This is a genomic window from Micromonospora sp. CB01531, assembly GCF_001905095.1.
Lineage (GTDB): Bacteria > Actinomycetota > Actinomycetes > Mycobacteriales > Micromonosporaceae > Micromonospora.
The window spans coordinates 1-19,974 of record NZ_LWLS01000069.1 but is presented as its reverse complement, the minus strand read 5'-3'; the positions used below and the strand labels follow the sequence as shown (position 1 = coordinate 19,974).

Annotated in this window: 18 protein-coding genes and 1 pseudogene; 14 read left to right on the top strand and 5 right to left on the bottom strand. The window is 72.8% G+C overall.

Annotated features, from left to right (window positions below):
* Positions 1-122: 122 nt before the first annotated feature.
* Positions 123-2,576 carry a RelA/SpoT family protein gene (locus A6A27_RS17770; RefSeq protein WP_198940355.1) on the top strand — a complete coding sequence of 818 codons (2,454 nt, stop codon included), beginning with the start codon at positions 123-125 and terminating at the stop codon, positions 2,574-2,576.
* A 66-nt stretch (positions 2,577-2,642) separates the two neighbouring features.
* Here the strand turns inward: A6A27_RS17770 and A6A27_RS17765 are convergent, their stop codons facing one another.
* Both A6A27_RS17765 and A6A27_RS17760 read right to left on the bottom strand, forming a co-directional pair.
* Positions 2,643-3,482, bottom strand: coding sequence for a peptidylprolyl isomerase (locus tag A6A27_RS17765; protein WP_073835735.1), 840 nt, complete (start codon positions 3,480-3,482; stop codon positions 2,643-2,645).
* A 61-nt stretch (positions 3,483-3,543) separates the two neighbouring features.
* Positions 3,544-4,395 (bottom strand): peptidylprolyl isomerase, encoded by an 852-nt coding sequence (locus A6A27_RS17760; RefSeq protein ID WP_073835734.1) that lies wholly within the window; start codon positions 4,393-4,395, stop codon positions 3,544-3,546.
* 260 nt (positions 4,396-4,655) lie between these two features.
* Here A6A27_RS17760 and A6A27_RS17755 point away from each other — a divergent pair, with 260 nt between their 5' ends.
* From A6A27_RS17755 to A6A27_RS17745, 3 genes are read left to right on the top strand one after another with little or no spacing between them, the layout of a single operon-like run.
* A complete protein-coding gene (locus A6A27_RS17755; protein WP_073835733.1) occupies positions 4,656-5,375 on the top strand; it encodes an MBL fold metallo-hydrolase in 720 nt (239 codons plus the stop codon).
* A gap of 57 nt (positions 5,376-5,432) precedes the next feature.
* Entirely contained in the window at positions 5,433-6,773 is a 1,341-nt protein-coding gene (gene hisS / locus A6A27_RS17750) for a histidine--tRNA ligase (protein WP_073835732.1), read from the top strand.
* Between the two features lie 51 nt (positions 6,774-6,824).
* Positions 6,825-7,760 carry an acyl-ACP desaturase gene (locus A6A27_RS17745; protein ID WP_073835731.1) on the top strand — a complete coding sequence of 312 codons (936 nt, stop codon included), beginning with the start codon at positions 6,825-6,827 and terminating at the stop codon, positions 7,758-7,760.
* Positions 7,761-7,944: 184 nt separating this feature from the next.
* On the opposite strand, the gene A6A27_RS17740 is transcribed toward A6A27_RS17745, so the two are convergent.
* Entirely contained in the window at positions 7,945-8,454 is a 510-nt protein-coding gene (locus tag A6A27_RS17740) for a PaaI family thioesterase (protein WP_073835730.1), read from the bottom strand.
* A gap of 56 nt (positions 8,455-8,510) precedes the next feature.
* Between A6A27_RS17740 and A6A27_RS17735 the strand changes: the two genes are divergently transcribed.
* Positions 8,511-8,984, top strand: a complete 474-nt coding sequence (locus A6A27_RS17735; RefSeq protein ID WP_073835729.1) for a winged helix-turn-helix transcriptional regulator — start codon at positions 8,511-8,513, stop codon at positions 8,982-8,984.
* 56 nt (positions 8,985-9,040) lie between these two features.
* Here the strand turns inward: A6A27_RS17735 and A6A27_RS17730 are convergent, their stop codons facing one another.
* Positions 9,041-9,766: an SGNH/GDSL hydrolase family protein gene (locus A6A27_RS17730; RefSeq protein WP_241825315.1), complete on the bottom strand. Its 726-nt coding sequence runs from the start codon at positions 9,764-9,766 to the stop codon at positions 9,041-9,043.
* A 348-nt stretch (positions 9,767-10,114) separates the two neighbouring features.
* On the opposite strand from A6A27_RS17730, the gene A6A27_RS17725 reads away from it, so the two are divergent.
* The 5 genes from A6A27_RS17725 to A6A27_RS17705 all read left to right on the top strand — a co-directional run bounded on the left by A6A27_RS17725 (position 10,115) and on the right by A6A27_RS17705 (position 16,187).
* Positions 10,115-11,170, top strand: coding sequence for a S1 family peptidase (locus A6A27_RS17725; RefSeq protein WP_073835727.1), 1,056 nt, complete (start codon positions 10,115-10,117; stop codon positions 11,168-11,170).
* 202 nt (positions 11,171-11,372) lie between these two features.
* Positions 11,373-13,178 (top strand): aspartate--tRNA ligase, encoded by a 1,806-nt coding sequence (aspS, locus tag A6A27_RS17720; protein WP_073835726.1) that lies wholly within the window; start codon positions 11,373-11,375, stop codon positions 13,176-13,178.
* Positions 13,179-13,276: 98 nt separating this feature from the next.
* Entirely contained in the window at positions 13,277-14,086 is an 810-nt protein-coding gene (locus A6A27_RS17715) for a sugar nucleotide-binding protein (protein ID WP_073835842.1), read from the top strand.
* A gap of 86 nt (positions 14,087-14,172) precedes the next feature.
* Entirely contained in the window at positions 14,173-14,793 is a 621-nt protein-coding gene (locus tag A6A27_RS17710) for an ArsR/SmtB family transcription factor (RefSeq protein WP_073835725.1), read from the top strand.
* Positions 14,790-16,187, top strand: coding sequence for an MFS transporter (locus A6A27_RS17705; RefSeq protein ID WP_073835724.1), 1,398 nt, complete (start codon positions 14,790-14,792; stop codon positions 16,185-16,187). Before A6A27_RS17710 ends, A6A27_RS17705 begins: the two co-directional genes overlap by 4 nt.
* A 232-nt stretch (positions 16,188-16,419) precedes the next feature.
* Here the strand turns inward: A6A27_RS17705 and A6A27_RS17700 are convergent, their stop codons facing one another.
* The gene (locus A6A27_RS17700) at positions 16,420-17,160 is read right to left on the bottom strand and encodes a GNAT family N-acetyltransferase (protein ID WP_073835723.1); all 741 of its coding nucleotides are present in this window, start codon (positions 17,158-17,160) and stop codon (positions 16,420-16,422) included.
* A gap of 26 nt (positions 17,161-17,186) precedes the next feature.
* Between A6A27_RS17700 and A6A27_RS17695 the strand changes: the two genes are divergently transcribed.
* From A6A27_RS17695 to A6A27_RS46830, 4 genes and pseudogenes are all read left to right on the top strand, one after another.
* A complete protein-coding gene (locus A6A27_RS17695) occupies positions 17,187-17,753 on the top strand; it encodes a GNAT family N-acetyltransferase (RefSeq protein ID WP_073835722.1) in 567 nt (188 codons plus the stop codon).
* A 91-nt stretch (positions 17,754-17,844) separates the two neighbouring features.
* Complete coding sequence (locus A6A27_RS17690) at positions 17,845-18,048, top strand: hypothetical protein (protein ID WP_073835721.1); 204 nt, start codon at positions 17,845-17,847, stop codon at positions 18,046-18,048.
* 75 nt (positions 18,049-18,123) lie between these two features.
* Positions 18,124-19,614 (top strand): replication-associated recombination protein A, encoded by a 1,491-nt coding sequence (locus A6A27_RS17685; RefSeq protein ID WP_073835720.1) that lies wholly within the window; start codon positions 18,124-18,126, stop codon positions 19,612-19,614.
* Positions 19,614-19,974 (top strand): annotated as a pseudogene (locus tag A6A27_RS46830) (hypothetical protein); the annotation flags it as partial. The gene A6A27_RS17685 and the pseudogene A6A27_RS46830, both read left to right, overlap by 1 nt.

The window sequence follows — 19,974 nt, the reverse complement described above, 5'->3', positions numbered from 1 at the left end:
GGGTGGCGGGTCGGCGCGGAACAACGCCGGCCCCCGGGCCGGTTGTACAGGACGTCGGCCGGACGGTCGGCGCATCCCGGCGAGCGGTGAGGAGGCCGGTGTCCTACGATGTCGTCCCTCCGGTGGAGGGCACGGTGCACCCGACAGGCGACGCGGACGGCTCGGTGACCGAGCGGAGCGGCAACCCGCCGGCCCGGGTGACCGGTTCCGGCGGCGGGCCCGACGCCAGGACGGACGGCGGTGCGTCGTCCGGGGCGGTCGTGGTGCCATTGCGGACCGACGCGGGTGAACCGTCCCCCGGCGGTGGCTTCGCGCTCTCCAACGCCCCGACCGGCCGCCGGGTGCGCGCCCGGCTGGCCCGGTTCAACGCGCCGTGGCAGACCTCGCAGGTCAGCGAGGTGCTGGAACCGCTGATCGCCACCCACCGGGAGAATCACCCGAAGGCCGACGCCCGGCTGCTCCAACGGGCGTTCGACACCGCCGCGCGCTGGCACTCGGGTCAGTACCGCAAGTCCGGCGACCCGTACATCACCCATCCCCTGGCGGTGGCGACGATCCTGGCCAACCTCGGGATGGACACCACCACCCTGGTGGCGGCGCTGCTGCACGACACGATCGAGGACACGGAATACACCCTCGACCAGATGCGGGCCGACTTCGGTCCCGAGGTCACCCTGCTGGTCGACGGCGTCACCAAGCTCGACAAGGTCAAGCTCGGCGACGCGGCCAAGGCGGAGACGATCCGCAAGATGGTCGTCGCCATGGCCAAGGACCCCCGGGTCCTGGTGATCAAGCTGGCCGACCGGCTGCACAACATGCGTACCCTCACCTTCCTGCCCCGGCCCAAGCAGGAGCAGAAGGCGAAGGAGACGCTGGAGATCCTGGCCCCCCTGGCGCACCGCCTCGGTATGAACACCATCAAGTGGGAGCTGGAGGACCTCGCCTTCGGCACGCTGTTCCCGAAGCGGTACGAGGAGATCAACCGCCTCATCGGGGAGCACCAGCCGCAGCGGGAGGCGCTGCTGCGCCAGGTGACCCAGAAGGTCGGCACCGACCTGAAGGCCGCCAAGATCAAGGCGGAGGTCACCGGGCGGCCGAAGCACCTCTACTCGATCTACCAGAAGATGATCGTGCGGGGTCGCGACTTCAACGACATCTACGATCTGGTCGGCGTGCGGATCCTGGTCGACACGGTGCGGGACTGCTACGCGGCGCTGGGGGTCATCCACGCCAACTGGCAGCCGGTGCCGGGCCGGTTCAAGGACTACATCGCCATGCCCAAGTTCAACATGTACCAGTCGTTGCACACGACGGTCATCGGGCCCACCGGCAAGCCGGTGGAGATGCAGATCCGCACGTACGCGATGCACCGCACCGCCGAGTTCGGCATCGCCGCACACTGGAAGTACAAGGAGCACAAGGGCACCCAGATCGTCGGCCCGCCGGCGCACATCGACGAGATGACCTGGCTCCGCCAACTGCTCGACTGGCAGCGGGAGGCGGCCGACCCGAGCGAGTTCCTCGACGCGCTCCGGTTCGACCTGTCCAGCCAGGAGGTGTACGTCTTCACCCCGAAGGGTGACGTCATCCCGTTGCCGACCGGGTCGACGCCGGTGGACTTCGCGTACGCGGTGCACACCGAGGTCGGGCACAAGTGCATCGGCGCCCGGGTCAACGGCAAGCTGGTGCCGCTGGAGTCGACGTTGTCCAACGGCGACGTGATCGAGATCTTCACCTCGAAGTCCGACACGGCCGGCCCGACCCAGGACTGGCTCGGCTTCGTCAAGAGCCCGCGCGCCCGGACCAAGATCCGCCAGTACTTCAACAAGGAGCGGCGCGAGGAGGCGATCGAGGCCGGCAAGGACTCGATCGTCAAGGCGATGCGCAAGCAGGGCATGCCGTTGCAGCGGATGCTCACTTCCGACAACCTGATGGCGATCGCCCGGGACCTGCACCTGGCCGATGTCGCCTCGCTCTACGCCGCGGTCGGCGACAGCCAGGTCTCCGCCCAGTCGGTGGTGCAGAAGCTGATGGCCACGTACGGCGGCGAGGAGGGCGCGGCCGAGGACATCGCCGAGACGGCGGTCGCCACCCGGCCGCCGCGCAGCCGGTCCAGCAGTCACGACCCGGGCGTGGTGGTCCGGGGCGTCAGCGACGTATGGATCAAGCTGGCCCGTTGCTGCACGCCGGTACCGCCGGACGCCGTGTTCGGCTTCGTCACCCGCTCCGGCGGAGTGAGCGTGCACCGCGACGACTGCGCCAACGCCGAGGACCTCAAGGCGCAGAGCGAGCGGGTGGTCGAGGTGAACTGGAAGCTCACCTCCGCCTCGACGTTCCTGGTCGCCATCCAGGTGGAGGCGCTGGACCGGCACAAGCTGCTGGCCGACGTCACCCGGGTGCTCTCCGACGAGCGGGTCAACATCCTCTCCGCCACCGTCACCACCACCCGGGACCGGGTGGCGGTGAGCCGGTTCAGCTTCGAGATGGCCGACCCGAAGCACCTGGGGCACCTGCTGGCCGCGGTCCGCAAGGTCGACGGGGTCTTCGACGCCTACCGGGTGACGTCGGGGGCCTGAGACACCGACACACGAAAGCGCCCGCCGGCGTCAGCCGGCGGGCGCTTTCGTGTGCGTCGTACGGGGTCAGCCGCCCTGGATGTCGCTCATCGCCAGCTTGTTGATGACGACCTCCTTCTTGGGGTGGCCGCCACCGGCCTGCTGGGCGAAGGCGCCGTCGTCGCCGGCCGCCGCGACCTGCTTGACCACGTCCATGCCGCCGGTGATGGTGCCCAGCACCGTGTAGTTCGGGTCGAGCTGGGAGTCGCCGTAGACGATGAAGAACTGGCTGCCGGTGCTGCCCGGCTGGCCGGAGTTGGCCATCGCGATGACGCCGTCGGGGTACGGCGGCCGCTTGTCGGTGGGCAGGTTCTCCTCGGCCAGGTTGTAGCTCGGGCCGCCGGTGCCGTCGGTCTCCCGCCAGCCGTTGCCGGTCGCGCTCGGATCGCCGCACTGGAGCACCTGGATTCCCTGGGTCACCAACCGGTGGCACTTGGTGTTGTCGAAGAAGCCCTTGCTGGCCAGGTGGGTGAAGCTGCCGGCGGTGCAGGGCACCTTGCTCCGGTCGATCTTGGCGGTGATCGCACCCAGGTTGGTGTCGATCGTCATCGTCTGGGTGCCCTTGTTGTCCTGCTGGTTCGAGGGCAGCCCGACGTCCTTGATTTGCTTGGACCGGGCATCCTTGGGCACCTCGGTGTAGGCGCACTCGGCGTAGCCCTCGGTGTTGGCGGCCGTGTTCTGCTTCTTGTCGCCGCCGAGCGAGGTGGCCAGCCAGACGGTGCCGGCGACCACGAGCACCAGCACGGCCGCGGCGCCGATGATGGCCTGCGTCTGCCGGCGCTTGCGGGCCTTACCGGCGCGTTCGGCCATCTCCCGCTCGAGTCGGGCCCGCGCCGCCGCGCGCTGCCGCTCTCTCGTGGACGTCACGGTCACTCCTTACGGTGCTCTTCGTGCGGCGCTGCCGCTGCTGTTCGGGTGGGGCGCCGGGTCAGCCGGCGCTGGGGCTCGCCACCGGTGCGGCGTTCGGCTCGCCGACGGTGAGGCTCTGGATCAACACGTCCGTCTTGGGCTTGACCTTGGCCCCACTCCCATTGTCCACGGTCTCCAGGGCACCGATCTTCTCCACCACGGCGAGCCCACCGGTGACCTTGCCGATGACCGGGTAGGCCGGCTTGTCCGGGTTGAAGTCCTTGAAGAAGATCAGGAACTGGCTGCCGTTGGCGCCCGGCGGGCTGGCGATCATGGCGACCGTGCCCTTCGGGTACGCCGGGGGCTCGTTCGGGGCCGGTGAGGCGGAGGGGCTCGGCTCCGGGGCGGCCGGGACGTTCTCGTCGTAGAACGAGTACGCCGGGCCGCCGATGCCGGTGCCGCTCGGGTCGCCGCAGCGCAGCGCGCCCTCGGCGGTGATCTCGTGGCACTTGGTGTTGTCGTAGAACGTCTTGCCGGCCAGGAAGGAGATGCTCGCCGCCGCGCACGGGGCCGCGGTGAGGTCGAGCTCGGCGGTGATCGGGGCACCCTGGTTGGTGGTGACCGTCATGCTCCGCGTGCCGGCGGTCGGCAGCCCGGTGGTGGCCGGCGTGCCGACGTCCTTGAGGTTGGTGTTGGCGCCGACGTCCTGCGGGGTCCAGACGCAGACGTCCTCGGCGGCCTTCTGCTCCGGCTTCGAGTCGAACGCGCCGAGCGCCCAAGCCGAGCCGACCACGATCAGCGCGAGCACGATCGCGGCGCCGACGCCGGCCTGGATCTGCCGGCGGCGCTTCGCGGCGGCGGCCCGCCGGGCGAGCTGCCGGTCGAGCTTGGCCCGCGCCAGTTTGCGCTGCCGGTCCCTGCTGGAAGCCACCCGTGCTCCCCTTCCTCTACCCTGGTCCTCGCCCGTGGGGCGCCGTCCGGCCGTCCGGCGGAAGGTGCGCCACGCCACACGCCCGCCAGAGTGTACGGGTACCGACTGGGAAAGTGGTGTACGAGGTCGGGGCAGGGGTCTATCAGACGTTTGTCGGTGGGTCCGGCGGGGTCGGTGGGACGAGTGGGTCGACGGAACCCGGTGGCCGGGGCGACTAGGCTGCTGACGGGGACGACGACTCGAACGGAAGGGGAGCGGACGTGCTCGTGGCCGGCTTTCCCGCGGACGCCTTCGGCACCAACTGCTACGTGGTGGCGACCGCGCCGGGGGAGCAGTGCGTGGTGGTCGACCCCGGCATCGGGGTGCTCGACCGGCTCGACGCCGTGCTCGCCGAGCACCGCCTGCACCCGGCCGCCGTGCTGCTCACCCACGGCCACCTCGACCACACCTTCTCCGTGGCGCCGGTCTGCGGCGCGCGGGGCATCCCCGCCTACGTCCACCCGGACGACCGGGAGCTGCTCGCCGACCCGGCCAAGGCGCTCTCCATGGACCTCACCCAGCTCTTCGGCGGTCGGCTGCCGTACGCCGAGCCGGAGGACGTGGCCGAGCTGACCGACGGCGCCACGCTCAGCCTCGCCGGCCTGGAGATCACCGTCGACCACGCGCCCGGCCATACCGGCGGGTCGGTGCTGTTCCGGCTGCCCGGCGCCGGCTCGCCCTGGGAGGCCGAGCAGATCTGCCTCTCCGGTGACGTGCTCTTCGCCGGCTCGATCGGCCGCACCGACCTGCCGGGCGGCAGCATGCCCCGCATGCTGGCCAGCCTCCGGGAGAAGGTCCTCCCGCTGGCCGACGACACCGTCGTGCTGCCCGGCCACGGCCCCGCGACCACCATCGGCCGCGAGCGCGCGACCAACCCGTACCTCATCGAGGTGGCGGGGACCGGCGCCGCGCGCCCGGCCGTGCCCACCCGCGGCCTGTAGCCCCGGCCGCGGCCCACGCCCGCACCGAGCCGTCGGCGCGGATTCAAGGAGTACGCCATGAGCAAGCCCACGCCCATCTCCGGCTTCCCGGAGTGGACGCCCGCCCAGCGGATGGTCGAGCAGTTCGTCCTCGACCGGATCCGGGCCACCTTCGAGCTGTACGGCTTCGCCCCGCTGGAGACCCGCTCGGTCGAGCCACTGGACCAGCTCCTGCGCAAGGGGGAGACCTCCAAGGAGGTCTACGTGCTGCGCCGGCTGCAGGCCGACCCGGAGGGGGCGACCAGCGACGACGCGCTCGGCCTGCACTTCGACCTGACCGTGCCGTTCGCCCGGTACGTGCTGGAGAACGCCGGCAAGCTGCAGTTCCCGTTCCGCCGCTACCAGATCCAGAAGGTGTGGCGGGGGGAGCGGCCGCAGGAGGGGCGCTACCGCGAGTTTCTCCAGGCCGACATCGACATCGTCGACCGGGACACCCTGCCGGCCCACTACGAGGCCGAGATGCCGCTGGTGATCGGTGACGCGCTGCGCTCGCTGCCGATCCCGCCCGTGCGGATCCAGGTCAACAACCGCAAGATCTGCGAGGGCTTCTACCGGGGGATCGGGCTGACCGACCCGGAGGCGGCGCTGCGCGCGGTCGACAAGCTCGACAAGATCGGCCCGACCCGGGTGGTCGAGCTGCTGGCGGAGACCGCCGGGGCGAGTGAGGCACAGGCCAAGGCGGTCCTGGCGCTGGCCGAGATCTCCGCGCCGGACGGCTCGTTCGCCGACGCGGTGCGCGCCCTCGGGGTGAGCGACCCGCTGCTGGACGAGGGCATCGCGGAGCTGGTCGCGGTGGTGGAGACCGCCGCCGCGCACTCGCCCGGCCTCTGCGTCGCCGACCTGCGCATCGCCCGCGGCCTGGACTACTACACCGGCACGGTCTACGAGACGCAGATGATCGGCTACGAGCGGTTCGGTTCGGTCTGCTCCGGCGGCCGGTACGACAACCTGGCCAGCTCGGGCAACGTCCGGTTCCCCGGGGTGGGCATCTCCATCGGGGTGACCCGGCTGCTCGGCCTGCTCTTCGGCGCGGAGGCGCTGTCGGTCTCCCGCAGCGTGCCGACCTGCGTGCTGGTCGCGGTCACCACCGAGGAGGAGCGGCCGGCGAGCAACCGGGTCGCCGAGGCGCTGCGCTCCCGGGGCATCCCCACGGAGGTGTCGCCCAGCGCCGCCAAGTTCGGCAAGCAGATCCGCTACGCCGAGCGGCGCGGCATCCCGTACGTCTGGTTCCCCGGCGCCGAGGGCGACCAGGTGAAGGACATCCGCTCGGGCGAGCAGGTGGCCGCGGCGGCGGGCGAGTGGATGCCGCCCCAGGCGGACCTGAAGCCGCTGGTCGGACCCGCCCCGACTGGCGCCTGACGAGGTTTCGACCTACGGTGGCGTAAGTTACGCCACCGTAGGGAGAACCTCGTGACCGTGCTCAGCCAGACCGCCCTCCTCCACGAACTCGAACCCGTGGTGGAGAAGAACCTCGACCGGCACCTGTCGCTGGCGAAGGAATGGTTCCCGCACGAGTACGTGCCGTGGAGCGAGGGGCGTACCTTCGACGGCCCGCTCGGCGGGGAACCGTGGGCGGAGACGGACTCCACGCTGCCTGAGGTGGCCCGGACCGCGCTGATCGTCAACCTGCTCACCGAGGACAACCTGCCCTCCTACCACCACGAGATCGCCACCCTCTTCGGCCGGGACGGCGCGTGGGGCACCTGGGTGCACCGGTGGACCGCCGAGGAGGGGCGGCACGGCACTGCCATCCGGGACTACCTCACGGTGACCCGGGCGGTCGACCCGGTGGCGCTGGAGCGGGCCCGGATGGTGCACATGTCGGCCGGCTACCGCAACACGCACGACGACGAGGTGCTCCACTCGCTCGCGTACGTCTCGTTCCAGGAGCTGGCCACCCGCATCTCGCACCGCAACACCGGTCGGGCCACCGGTGACCCGACCTGCGAGGCGCTGCTGGCCCGGGTGGCGGCCGACGAGAACCTGCACATGGTCTTCTACCGCAACCTGCTCGGCGCGGCCTTCGAGCTGGCACCGAGCCAGGCCATGCGGGCGGTCGCGGACGTGCTGGCCGACTTCCAGATGCCGGGCGTCGGCATCGACGGCTTCGCCCGCAAGTCGGTGGCGATCGCCCTGGCCGGCATCTACGACCTGCGCCAGCACCGGGACGAGGTGGTCGTTCCGGTGTTGCGGCAGTGGAACCTCTTCGAGGCGACCGGGCTGGACGCCGACGGCGAGGCCGCCCGCGACCAGATCGCCGCCCACCTCGACACCCTGGAGGTCCAGGCGGCCCGCTTCGAGGAGAAGCGCGCCGCCCGCGCCGCCCGTCTCACCCTCGCCCGCTGACCCCACGCCCGCCCGCTGCCCCTTCCCCGCCCGCCTCGCCCTGCCGCCCCGCCTCGCCTCGACGAGGTCGCATTTTCCGGGAAAGAGGGCTCATGCCGAGGGCCATGGCCACCCTTTCCGGGAAAGAGTGGCCATGGCGGCGGCGCGCGCGGGCGAGGCGGCGCGGATGGGTGTGCCCGCCGGGTCAGACGGGGGCGTCGAGCGGGAAGAGCAGGCAGGACGACGTGGCGTGGGCGATGAGGCGGTCCTTCGTGTCGGTCAGGCGCGCCTCGGCCAGGGCGGTACGCCGGCCGCGCTGGAGCACGGTGCCCGCGCAGCGCAGCCGGCCGCTGTCGACCGTGACCGGCCGGAGGAACTTCACGTTCAGGTCGAGCGAGGTGTAGCCGACGCCGGCCGGCAACGTGCTGTGGACGGCACACCCGGCGGCGGTGTCGAGGAGGGTGGAGATGACTCCACCGTGCACGGTGCCGAGCGGGTTGTAGTGGAACTCCTGCGGCACCAGCTCGACGGTGACCCGGCCCTCGTCCGCCGCCATCCGGGCCATGTCGATCAGGTGCATGATCGGCGGCGCAGCCAGCTCCCCGGCGATCATCGCGCGCAGCAGTTCCAGGCCGCTGCGCTGACCGACGTGCGCGGCTCCGGCCAGCGGGTCGGACCAGGAGAAGGTGCGGCTGCGGTCCTGCGTCTGTGTCATGGACCCAGCCTCGCAGCGCGTTGCTGAGTCTGTCAATCAGACCTAGCCTGGTCGGCATGAGACCCGCGGCACTGGACTGGTCGGTGGAGAACTGCACCATCGCCCGCGCGATGGCCATCCTCGGCGAGCGGTGGACGCTGGTCGTCCTCCGCGAGGTCTTCAACGGCGTACGCCGCTTCGACGACATGCGGGTCCGCACCGGCATTCCCCGGCAGGTGCTCACCAACCGGCTCGCCATGCTGGTCGAGCAGGGGGTGCTGCGCCGGGTGCCGTACCGGGAGCCGGGCAGCCGGATGCGGCACGAGTACCGGCTCACCGACAAGGGGCTCGACCTGTGGCCGGTGCTGGTGGCGGTGCTCGGTTGGGGCGACCGCTACCTGGCCGATCCGGACGGTTCGCCGCTGACCGTCACCCATCGGGACTGCGACGCCGAGGTCCGGGTCGCAATGCGTTGCGCCGAGGGACACGAGGTGACTGAACCGCGTGACGTGCTACCCCGCCCCGGGCCGGGGGCGCGCCGCCGGAGCTGAGGCGTGACCCGGCGCGCGGACCACCGGACGGGCCGCGCGCCGGGCCGGGGGAGGGACTACCAGCCGAAGCCGTTGGCGTACGAGACGCTGGCGAGCACCGCCTGCCCGCTGGTGTTCGGGTGGAAGTAGTCCCAGCCGGAGACCTGGCTCAACACGAACGGGTAGTTGAACACGGCGTTGTCGTCGAAGTCGCAGTTCGCCCCGTACGCGGCGCAGGCCTGGGTGAGCTGGGTGTTGTAGTCGATCACCCGCTGCCGAACCCGGGCCCGCCGGTCCACGTCGGCCTGGGCGGTCGAGGTCGGGTTGGCCAGCATGGACTGGCAGATCCCGAAGGCCGACCAGGCGCTGCGGGCGCTGCCGCTGTCCTTGCCGACGTACCAGAGCCGGTGGATGTCCGGGATGCTGAGCACGGCGACCCGGGCGTTCGGCAGGCCGGCCTTGAGCCGGTTGAGGGCGCTGTCGATGTTGGCCCGGAAGGTGGCCACCGGGGTCATGGTGGACTCCGAGCTGGTGCAGGCGTCGTTGGCGCCGATGAGCATGGTGACGTAATCGACGCCCTGACCGACCGCGGTGCCCGCCTGGCCGTACATGTCGGCGGACCTGGCGCCGGTCTTCGCGTCGTTGAGGTTGCGACCCTGGATGGCCGGGTTGACTGCGCGGATCCGCAGGTAGTGGCTGTTCACCCCGGTGTCGTCGCCGGTGCTGAACGACCGTGCGGTGCAGTCGACGTACCAGCCGCAGGCGTTGAAGCCGCGGGTGATCGAGTCGCCCAGGGTGGCCATCGAGTTCGGTGGCGGGGTGGCGGCGGCGACGGGGGTGGCGGCGAGCAGGACGAGGGCGGTGGCGCTGGCGACGGTGGCGCCAGCGCGCGTCGGACGAGGGTCATGGTGGCCTCCGGATCACGGGTGCCGGCGTGCTGCGGTGGCCCGATGGTATAGACGACGCTCTGTGTCCACAATGTTGCGTACTGGTTGCTTTTTGGGCGGGCCAATTCGGGCAAAGTGCCACCTTGCGCAGGATCTTAAATATGTGAATACTTTGGTCACTCGGCCGGTTCCCCCAGGTCGGCCGGGTTGTCCTCGGGCGCGTCCGTATGACGGCGTCCGTCACCCCTCCTTGGAGGTTGTTACATGCGACCCACGAGGTCCTCGCTCCTTCGCGCCGCTGCCGTCGCCGTGGCCGGCACCCTGGTCACGGGCTCGCTCCTCGGCGCACCCGCCCAGGCCGCCCCCGCCACGCCCGCGTCCCCGGACGCCGCCGCCGCGCTCGTCGCCAAGCTCGGCGACCACGCCGCCGGCACGTACGCCGACGGCAGCGGCAAGATGGTCATCGCGGTGACCGACGCCGCGGCCGCGCGCCAGGTCCGCGCCGCCGGCGCCACCCCGAAGCTCGTCACCCGCGGCGCCGACAAGCTCAAGGCGGCCACCGCCGAGCTGGAGCGGTCCGCCAAGATCCCGGGCACCGCCTGGTGGGTCGACGCGGCCACCAACCAGGTCGTCGTCTCGGTCGACAGCACCGTCACCGGCGCCAAGCTGGAGCGGGTCAAGGCCGCCGCCGCGCGTACCGGCGGGACGGTCCGGATCGAGGCCGAGCCCGGCGTGCTGAGCACCCGGATCTCCGGCGGTCAGGCGATCTACGCCGCCGGCGGCGGCCGCTGCTCGCTCGGCTTCAACGTCCGCAGCAGCTCCGGCACCACCTACTTCCTGACCGCCGGCCACTGCACCAACATCGCCTCGACCTGGTACTCGAACTCCGGCCAGACCACCGTCCTCGGCACCCGCGCGGGCACCAGCTTCCCGGGCAACGACTACGGCATCGTCCGGCACAGCAACTCTGCCAACGCGGCCGGCAACGTCTACCTGTGGAACGGCACCTACCGGGACGTCACCGGCGCCGCCAACGCGTACGTCGGCATGAGCGTGACCCGCTCCGGCAGCACCACCGGCCTGTGGGGCGGCAGCGTCCAGGCGACGAACGCCACCGTCAACTACGCCGAGGGCAGCGTTTCCGGCCTGATCCGCACCAACGTCTGCGCCGAGCCCGGCGACAGCGGCGGCTCGCTGTTCAGCGGCAGCAGCGCCGTCGGTCTCACCTCCGGTGGCAGCGGCAACTGCCGCACCGGCGGCACGACCTACTTCCAGCCGGTCACCGAGCCGATGAGCGTCTACGGCGTCAGCATCATCTGACCCTGACGGACACCGCGCAGAGCGGGTCGCCGGCCTCCGGCGGCCCGCTCTCCGCGTCTCGGGTCGGGGCGTGCGGGGCGGGCACCCGCGTCGGGAAAGGGCCCTTCCCCGGCCCGCAACCGCGCCCGGTGGCGGTGGGGGGCGGGGCGCCCTGACAGAATGCGGGGAGCAGACGTGTACCGCAGATGAGGAGACGCAAGCCGTGATCCGTACCCACAACGCCGGAAGCCTGCGCGCCGCGGACGCCGGCTCGACGGTGACGCTCGCCGGGTGGGTGGCCCGCCGGCGCGACCACGGTGGTGTCATCTTCGTCGACCTGCGCGACGGCTCCGGCGTGGTCCAGGTGGTCTTCCGGGAGGAGGACGCGCACGCGCTGCGCAACGAGTTCTGCGTGAAGGTCACCGGCGAGGTGACCCGCCGCCCCGCGGGCAACGAGAACCCGGACCTGCCCACCGGCGAGGTCGAGGTGACCGCGAGCGAGCTGGAGGTGCTCTCCGAGGCCGCCCCGCTGCCGCTGCCGGTGGACGACCAGATCGAGGCCGGCGACGACATCCGGCTCAAGTACCGCTACCTGGACCTGCGCCGCAGCGGCCCGGCCAGGGCGATGCGGCTGCGCTCGCGGGCCAACCAGCTCGCCCGCAGCGTGCTGAACGAGCGGGACTTCCTGGAGATCGAGACCCCCACCCTGACCCGCTCCACCCCCGAGGGCGCCCGCGACTTCCTGGTCCCCGTCCGCCTCCAGCCCGGCAGCTGGTACGCGCTGCCGCAGTCACCGCAGCTGTTCAAGCAGCTGCTCATGGTCGGCGGGATGGAGCGGTACTACCAGATCGCCCGCTGCTACCGGGACGAGGACTTCCGCGCCGACCGGCAGCCGGAGTTCACCCAGCTCGACATCGAGATGTCCTTCGTCACCGAGGACGACGTCATCGAGCTCGGCGAGGCGATCGTCTCGGCGCTCTGGTCGGACCTGGCCGGCCACGAGATCTCCCGGCCCATCCCGCGGATCACCTGGCACGACGCCATGTCCCGGTACGGCTCGGACAAGCCGGACCTGCGCTACGGCGTCGAGCTGACCGAGCTGACCGACTACCTGCGCGGCACCGAGTTCCGGGTGTTCGCCGGCGCCATCGACGCGGGCGGCTACGTCGGCGCGGTGGTGATGCCGGGCGGTGCGGCGCAGAGCCGCAAGGAGCTGGACGGCTGGCAGGACTGGGCCAAGGCGCGCGGCGCCCGCGGCCTCGCGTACGTGGTGCTCGACGCGGAGACCGGCGAGGCGCGCGGCCCGGTGGCCAAGAACCTCTCCGAGGCGCACCTGGCCGGGCTGGCCGACGCGGTCGGCGCCAAGCCGGGCGACGCCGTCTTCTTCGCCGCCAGCACCAACACCCGCGAGGCGCAGGAGCTGCTGGGTGCCGCCCGGATCGAGATCGCCAAGCGGGCCAACCTGATCGACGAGACCGCCTGGGCGTTCTGCTGGGTGGTCGACGCGCCGATGTTCGAGCGCACCGACGAGGGCGGCTGGACAGCCGTGCACCACCCGTTCACCTCGCCGAACGCCGACTGGGTGGACCGGTTCGAGGAGGCGCCCGACCGGGCCTTGGCCTACGCGTACGACATCGTCTGCAACGGCAACGAGATCGGCGGCGGCTCCGTCCGTATCCACCGGGGCGACGTGCAGCAGCGGGTCTTCGACCTGCTCGGCATCTCCCCGGAGGAGGCGCAGGACAAGTTCGGCTTCCTGCTGGAGGCGTTCAAGTACGGCCCGCCGCCGCACGGCGGCATCGCCTTCGGCTGGGACCGGATCTGCATGCTGCTGGCCGGCGCCGACTCGATCCGCGAGGTCATCGCCTTCCCGAAGACCCGGGGTGGCTTCGACCCGCTGACCGGCGCGCCCACGCCGATCACCGGGCAGCAGCGCGCCGAGGCGGGCGTCGACGCCAAGCCGAAGGCCGCCACCGGCCCGCACGCCGGCACCGCCGGCCCGGTGGCGCCGGTCGCCGACCCGACCTGATCCTGATGCTTCGCGCCGTTGATCATGAGGTTGGCGGGCGCCGCTTCGGGGTGTCGCCCCGCTAGCCTCATGATCGACGAGTCGGAGAGGTGGGCGGCGTGACGCTGCTCGTGGTGGGGGCCAGCGGTTTCCTCGGCGCCGAGGTGTGCCGGCAGGCGGTGGCGGCGGGACAGCGGGTGGTCGGCACCTGGCACTCGGCCGCCGTCGCGGTGCCGGGCGTGGCCGCCCGCCGGCTCGACGTCACCGACCGGTCCGCCGTCCGCGCGCTGCTGACCGAGGTGCGCCCCGACGCCGTCGTCGCCACCCCCTATCGCTACGACGACTGGACGGTCACCGCCGACGGGGCGGCCCACGTCGCGGCCGCGGCGGCCGAGGTGGGCGCCCGGCTCGTGCACCTGTCCAGTGACGCGCTGCACGGCGGGCGCCCGACGCCGTACCGCGACGACGACGTGCCCACGCCGGTGAACGCGTACGGGGCCGCGAAGGCGGCCGCGGAAACCGCGGTGCGGGCGCTCGACCCGGGCGCGGTGCTGGTGCGTACCTCGCTGATCGTGGGGGAGGGGAGCAAGCAGATCCAGCTCTGCCGGGACGCGCTCGCCGGCCGGGCGGCCCTCTTCACCGACGAGCTCCGCTGCCCGGTGGACGTGGTCGACCTCGCCGCCGCCGTGCTGGAGCTGGTGCCCTCCGGGTATGCCGGCCTGCTCAACGTGGCCGGGCCGGACCCGGTCAGCCGGGCCGAGCTGGGCCTTCTGGTGGCCCGGCGCCTCGGCCTCGACCCGGCCGGCCTGAAGACCACGACCAGCCTCGCCACCGGCCGGCAGCACCCCACCGAGGTACGCCTCGACTCCTCCCGCGCCGCCAGCCTGCTCCGTACCCGCCTGCGGGGCGTTACCGAACTCTTCGCCTGACGCCTGTCCCGGGCACCTGTCGGATCGTGCACACTTTCTATGCACAACTCTTGTGCATAGAAAGTGTGCACAGATATTGTGCATCCATGGGGAACGACAGGAAGCCGGCACCGCGCGAGGTGCGGCTCGATCACCGGCAGGTGCGGGTGCTGGCGCACCCGCTGCGGACCCGACTGCTCGGTGCGCTACGGGTGAAGGGGCCCGCCACCGCCACGCGCCTCGCCGAGCTGCTCGGCACCAACACCGGGGCGACCAGCTACCACCTGCGCCAGCTCGCCGAGGTCGGGCTGGTCGCCGAGGACCCGGACCTCGGCACCGGCCGGCAGCGGTTCTGGCGGGCCGCGCACGACGTCACCAACTGGGAGCCGACCGACTTCGACGACGACCCGGACGCCCGCGCCGCCGTCGAGTGGATCGAGGACTACCAGGTGCGGCACCTGGTCGAGCACGCCGAGCGGTGGTCCGCGGTCCGCCACCAGTGGTCATCGGCCTGGCGCGACGCGTTCGGCATGAGTGACATCTTCATGACCATTCCGTCGGCCCGGCTCGAGACGCTCAAGGCCGAGGTGTGGCAGCTCCTCGACCGCTACCGCAACCAAGCCGACCCCGACGAGCCCGGCGCGGAGCAGGTGCAGATCTTCCTCACCGCCCTGCCGCTGCTCGCGGACCTGCGGCTGGCCAACCCGTCGTCCGAGGAGGAGCGATGAGCGCGCTTTCCGTCCGCCAGGTCCGGTTCCGCTACCTCACCCTCTACGGGCTGCGCTGGCTGCCCAGCGGCCTGCTGATCCCCGTGATGATCCTGCTCATGCAGGAGCGCGGCCTGTCGCTCGCCCAGATGGGTATGGCGGCCACCGCGCAGGGCCTGGTCGTGCTCGCGCTGGAGCTGCCCACCGGCGGGTTCGCCGACGCGCTCGGCCGCAAGCCGGTGCTCGTCACCGCCTGGGTGATCAGCCTGATCTCGCTGGCCCTCTTCGCGGTGGCCGACTCGTTCTGGCTCTTCTTCCTGGTCTGGGCGTTGCAGGGCGTCTACCGGGCGCTGGACAGCGGCCCCCTGGAGTCCTGGTACGTCGACGCCGCCCTGGCCGCCGACCCGGAGGCCGAGTACGAGCGCGGCCTCGGCTACGCCGGCACCGTCAGCGGCCTGGCCATCGGCGCCGGCGCGCTGCTCAGCGGTGGCCTGATCGCGCTCGGCCCGATCGGCTCGGTCAGCGCGCTGACCGTGCCCGTGCTGGTGGCCCTCGTCCTGCAGGGCGTGTCGCTGGTCGCGCTGCTGGTCCTGCTGGTGGAGACCCGACCGGCCAAGGGCGCTGCCGCACTCCGCGCCTCGGTGGTCGAGGCACCCCGGATGGTCGGGCAGGCGATCGGCCTGCTGCGCCGATCCCGGGTGCTGCTCGCCCTGGTCGCCGTCGAGCTGTTCTGGAGCTTCGGCATGGTCACCTTCGAGTCGCTGCTGCCGGTCCGCCTCGCCGAGGTGGTCGGGAACGTCGACCGGGCGGCCACTCTGCTCGGCCCGGCCAGCTCGGCGGCCTGGCTGGCCAACGCGGCCGGCGCCGCGCTCACCCCGTTCCTGCTGCGCCGGCTGGGCGCCGCCCCCGCTGCCGCCCTCATGCGGGTGCTCCAGGGCGCGACCGTGGTCGGGATGGGCCTGCTCGCCGGCCCGGTCGGGGTGCTCGTCGCCTACCTGGCCTGCTACACCGTGCACGGGGCGTCCAACCCGCTGCACATGGGCCTGCTGCACCGGCAGGTCGACGGGCCGTACCGGACCAGCGTCATCTCGCTGAACTCGATGATGGGGCAACCGGGCTTCGCGCTCGGCGCGGTCATCCTGACCGCGCTGGCCGACCGCAGCAGCGTCAGCCTCGCCATGCTGGTCGGCGCCGTGATGCTGGCGCTGGCCGCCCCGCTCTACCTGCCGGCCTGGCGTGCCAGCCGGTCCGCCCGCAGCGCGGCGGAGGAGACCGCCTCCGGCGCGGACGATCCCGCCTCCGACCCGGGCGATCCCGCCTCCGGCCCGGGCCTCCCGGGCGCCGGCCCGGTGCCGGCGGTGCCCGTCGGCGACGCGCCGGTCGCCCCGACGGCTGGCACGGTCCGGGCGGGCTGACGTGCCCGAGGCCGCCCGGTCGGGACACCGCCAGGTCGCTGACCTGGCGGTGTCCGGCGTGCCCGACCGCCGCCAACTCGGCGAACTGCCGGCGTCGGGCGGGCCGGGACGCCAGGTCGGCGAGGTGGCGGTATCGAGTGGGCGGGTACGCCCCGGGCCGGCGACCGGGCGGTGCCCGGGGGGCCGGGACGGCGCGTGGCGGCGCCCGCGCAGGCAGGTCCCGCGGCCGGCCTCAGCCGAGCTGGACGGAGCTGCGGGGTTCGGTGCCGGTGTAGCCGAGGCGCCGGTAGAGCCGGATCGCGCCGATGTTGTCCGTGTAGACGCCGAGCGCCACGTGGTCGTACCGGGCGAAGAGGGCGCGGGTCATTCCGGTGGTGAGCGCCGCGCCGAGGCCACTGCCCCGGCGGTCGGGAGCCACGGTCAGCCCGGCGAGGAAACCGATGTCGCCCCGGCTGCGGTCGGCACCGCAGGCCACCAGGCGGTCACCGTCGCGGATGCCGTACCAGTCGACGACCCGCGGGTCGCCGGGACGGGTGGTGGTGGTGGGGAAGGACGACTCGACCAGCGCGGCCAGGGCCGGGTGGTCGGCCTCGGTGAGGCGGACCACCCGGTCCTCCTCCGCCTGTGGGGGCGGCGGGGTGGCGGTCCAGAGGAAGTCCCAGTTGTTGAGGCGGGCCACGGACAGCCGGCCGGCCAGCTCCTCCGGTGACGTGCGGGGCAGGTGCAGCCACTGGCCGGCCTGCAGGGACCCGTCCGCCACCAGGCCGGCGCAGGCGTCGAGCGCCGGACCCAACGCCCCGAGCGCCTCAGCGACCGGGCCCCGGCCCGGCGGCAGCAGCCAGCCCACCGCACCGTCCCGCCGCCAGCCGCGCGCCTCATGGTCCCGCCACAGGGCGTGCCGGGCGTACGGGTGGTGGCCGGCGGCGGCGAGCAGCGCGTCCCGACCCACCAGGAGTTGGTCGGCAGTGATCATGCGACCAGCCTACGAGAGGAGACCTCATGCCCGGCATCCGCTCCGCACACCCGGTACGCCTGCCCGGCCGCCGCTGCCTGCTGCGCGAGTGGGACGACGGTGACCTGGTCGCGATGCACGCGCTGTACAGCGACCCGCAGGTCGTCGAGCGGGTGCTGGACGAGTCGCCGCCGTCGCCGGACGAAGTCCAGGCGGCCATGCCGGCGTGGCGCCGGGCGGCGCGGGAGGTACCGCGCCTGTCGTACCGGCTGGCCGCCGCGTCGGCCGACCGGCTGGTCGGGCTGGGCACCCTCACCGTGACGAGCCCCGAGCACCGCCGCGGGGAGATCGGGTACGTGATCCACCCGGACCACTGGGGGCGGGGCCTCGGCACCGAGGTCGCCGGCCTGCTGCTGCGCCTCGCGTTCGAGCAGGTGGGCCTGCACCGGGTGGAGGCCACCACCCGCCCCGACCACACCGCCTCGTGGCGTGTGCTGGAGAAGGTCGGGCTGCGGCGGGAGGGGATCAGTCGCGACCACTTCTTCGTTCGGGGCGCCTGGTGGGACTCCGTGCGCTACGCCGTCCTCGCCACCGACCGGTGGTCGGCCGGCTGAGCGGGGCCCCGTCCAGGGTGGAGATTGCCGAACAGACCGATCGGGTACATGCGTGGTCGACCCACTGGGACCCCCCACCGGAGGAACGACCATGCTCGCCATTCTCGCGGCCATCGTGTTCGGCTTCGCGTTGCTGCTCGACTTCCTGAACACCAACCTCGGCGCGCCCGACCTGTTCAACGCGCAGACCCTCAGCCTGATCGGCTTCCTGCTGCTCTCCCTCTACCTGGCCGGGGTGGGCTCCGGCGCGCGCGGCGGCCGTTGGTACCGGGGCCGGCGGCCGGGTCGCGGCTGACCGGAACCGATCAACCCGGGCCGGGCCAGCGGCGCGATTCCAGCGTCGTCGGGCCGGCCCGGTACTGTTCTCGTGATGGAGTCCGACGCTCTCTTCACCCTCGGCGAACCCGCCGGAGCGCCCAGCGCACCCGCGGGCTCCGGCGGCGTCGACGGGTTCACCACCGTCGGGGCGGACTCCCCCCTGCCCGTTCGGATGCGGCCGGCCAGCATCGACGAACTCGTCGGGCAGGAGCACCTGCTCGCCCCGGGCGCGCCGCTGCGCCAGCTGGTCGAGGGCGCGGCGCCGATGTCGGTGATCCTCTGGGGGCCGCCGGGCAGCGGCAAGACCACGATCGCCCATCTGGTGGCCCGGGTCACCGACCGGCGCTTCGTCGCCATGTCCGCGCTGACGGCCGGCGTGAAGGACGTCCGCGCGGTGATCGAGGCCGCCCGCCGGCAGCGCCGCTCCGGCGGGCCACAGACGGTGCTCTTCATCGACGAGGTGCACCGGTTCAGCAAGACCCAGCAGGATTCGCTGCTCGCCGCGGTGGAGGACCGGACGGTCACCCTGCTCGCGGCGACCACGGAGAACCCGTACTTCTCGGTCATCTCACCACTGCTGTCCCGCTGCGTCCTGCTGACCCTCCAGCCGTTGGACGACGACGCCGTGCGTGGCCTGCTGCGCCGCGCGGTCGCCGACGAGCGCGGCCTGGCCGGTGCGCTCACCCTGGAGACCGGGGCCGAGGACCATCTGGTCCGCCTCGCCGGCGGCGACGTACGCAAGGCGCTCACCGCGCTGGAGGCGGCGGCCGCCACCGCCACCGCGCTCGGCACCGGGCGGATCGACCTGGCCACCGCCGAGCAGGCCGTCGACGTCGCCGCCGTCCGGTACGACCGCGACGGCGACGCCCACTACGACGTGACCAGCGCGTTCATCAAGAGCATGCGCGGCTCGGACGTGGACGCGGCGCTGCACTGGCTGGCCCGGATGCTGGTGGCCGGCGAGGACGCCCGGTTCATCGCCCGGCGGATGGTCATCTTCGCCAGCGAGGACGTCGGCATGGCCGACCCCACGGCGCTGACCGTCGCCACCGCCGCGGCGCACGCCGTCGAGTACGTCGGGCTGCCCGAGGCGCAGCTCAACCTGGCTCAGGCGGTGATCCATCTGGCCACCGCACCGAAGTCCAACTCGGCCACCACGGCGATCGGCGCGGCCATCGCCGACGTCCGCGCCGGCCGTGGTGGACCGGTGCCCCGCGGGCTGCGCGACGCCCACTACTCCGGTGCCCGGGGGCTCGGGCACGGCGCCGGCTACCGCTATCCGCACGACGACCACCGTGGGGTGGTCACCCAGCAGTACGCTCCGGACGATCTCGTCGGGACCGACTACTACCGGCCCAGCGGGCACGGCGCGGAGCGCGCGGTGGCCGGCCGGCTGCCGCTGCTCCGCCGGATCGTCCGCGGGCTGCCGGCGCCGGCGGCGCGGGTGGAGGCCGCCGTCAACGGTGGTCGCCCGCCCGGCGCCGAGCAGGTCAACGTGGCGAATGAGGGCGGCAGTGACGCCGTCGGAGAGGGTCAGCAGTGATGGCGCGTGGTCCGGAGCGGCCGGAGGACGGCCCCGACGAGCGGCGCGACCCTCGTGCCAAGGGCCGCCGGTGGGGGCGCGGCAAGGCCGACCCCGAGCCGGACGCGGCGACCGCCGGCGAGGAGTTCGGCTGGATCGACGACCTGCGTACGGCGAAGCAGCAGCGGGCCGACCTCGGCCCGGACGGGGACGATAGCGGTGCCCGCCCCGGCGCGGTGCCGCCTCCGCGTGGCGGGATGCCGCCGGCGGCCCCCGGCCCCCGGCCCGGCGGGCCGTCGCCCGAGCCGACCGACGGTCCCCGTCCCGGTGCGGTGCCGCCGCCCGGCGCCGGCCGACCCGGGCCCGACGGCCCGCCCGCCC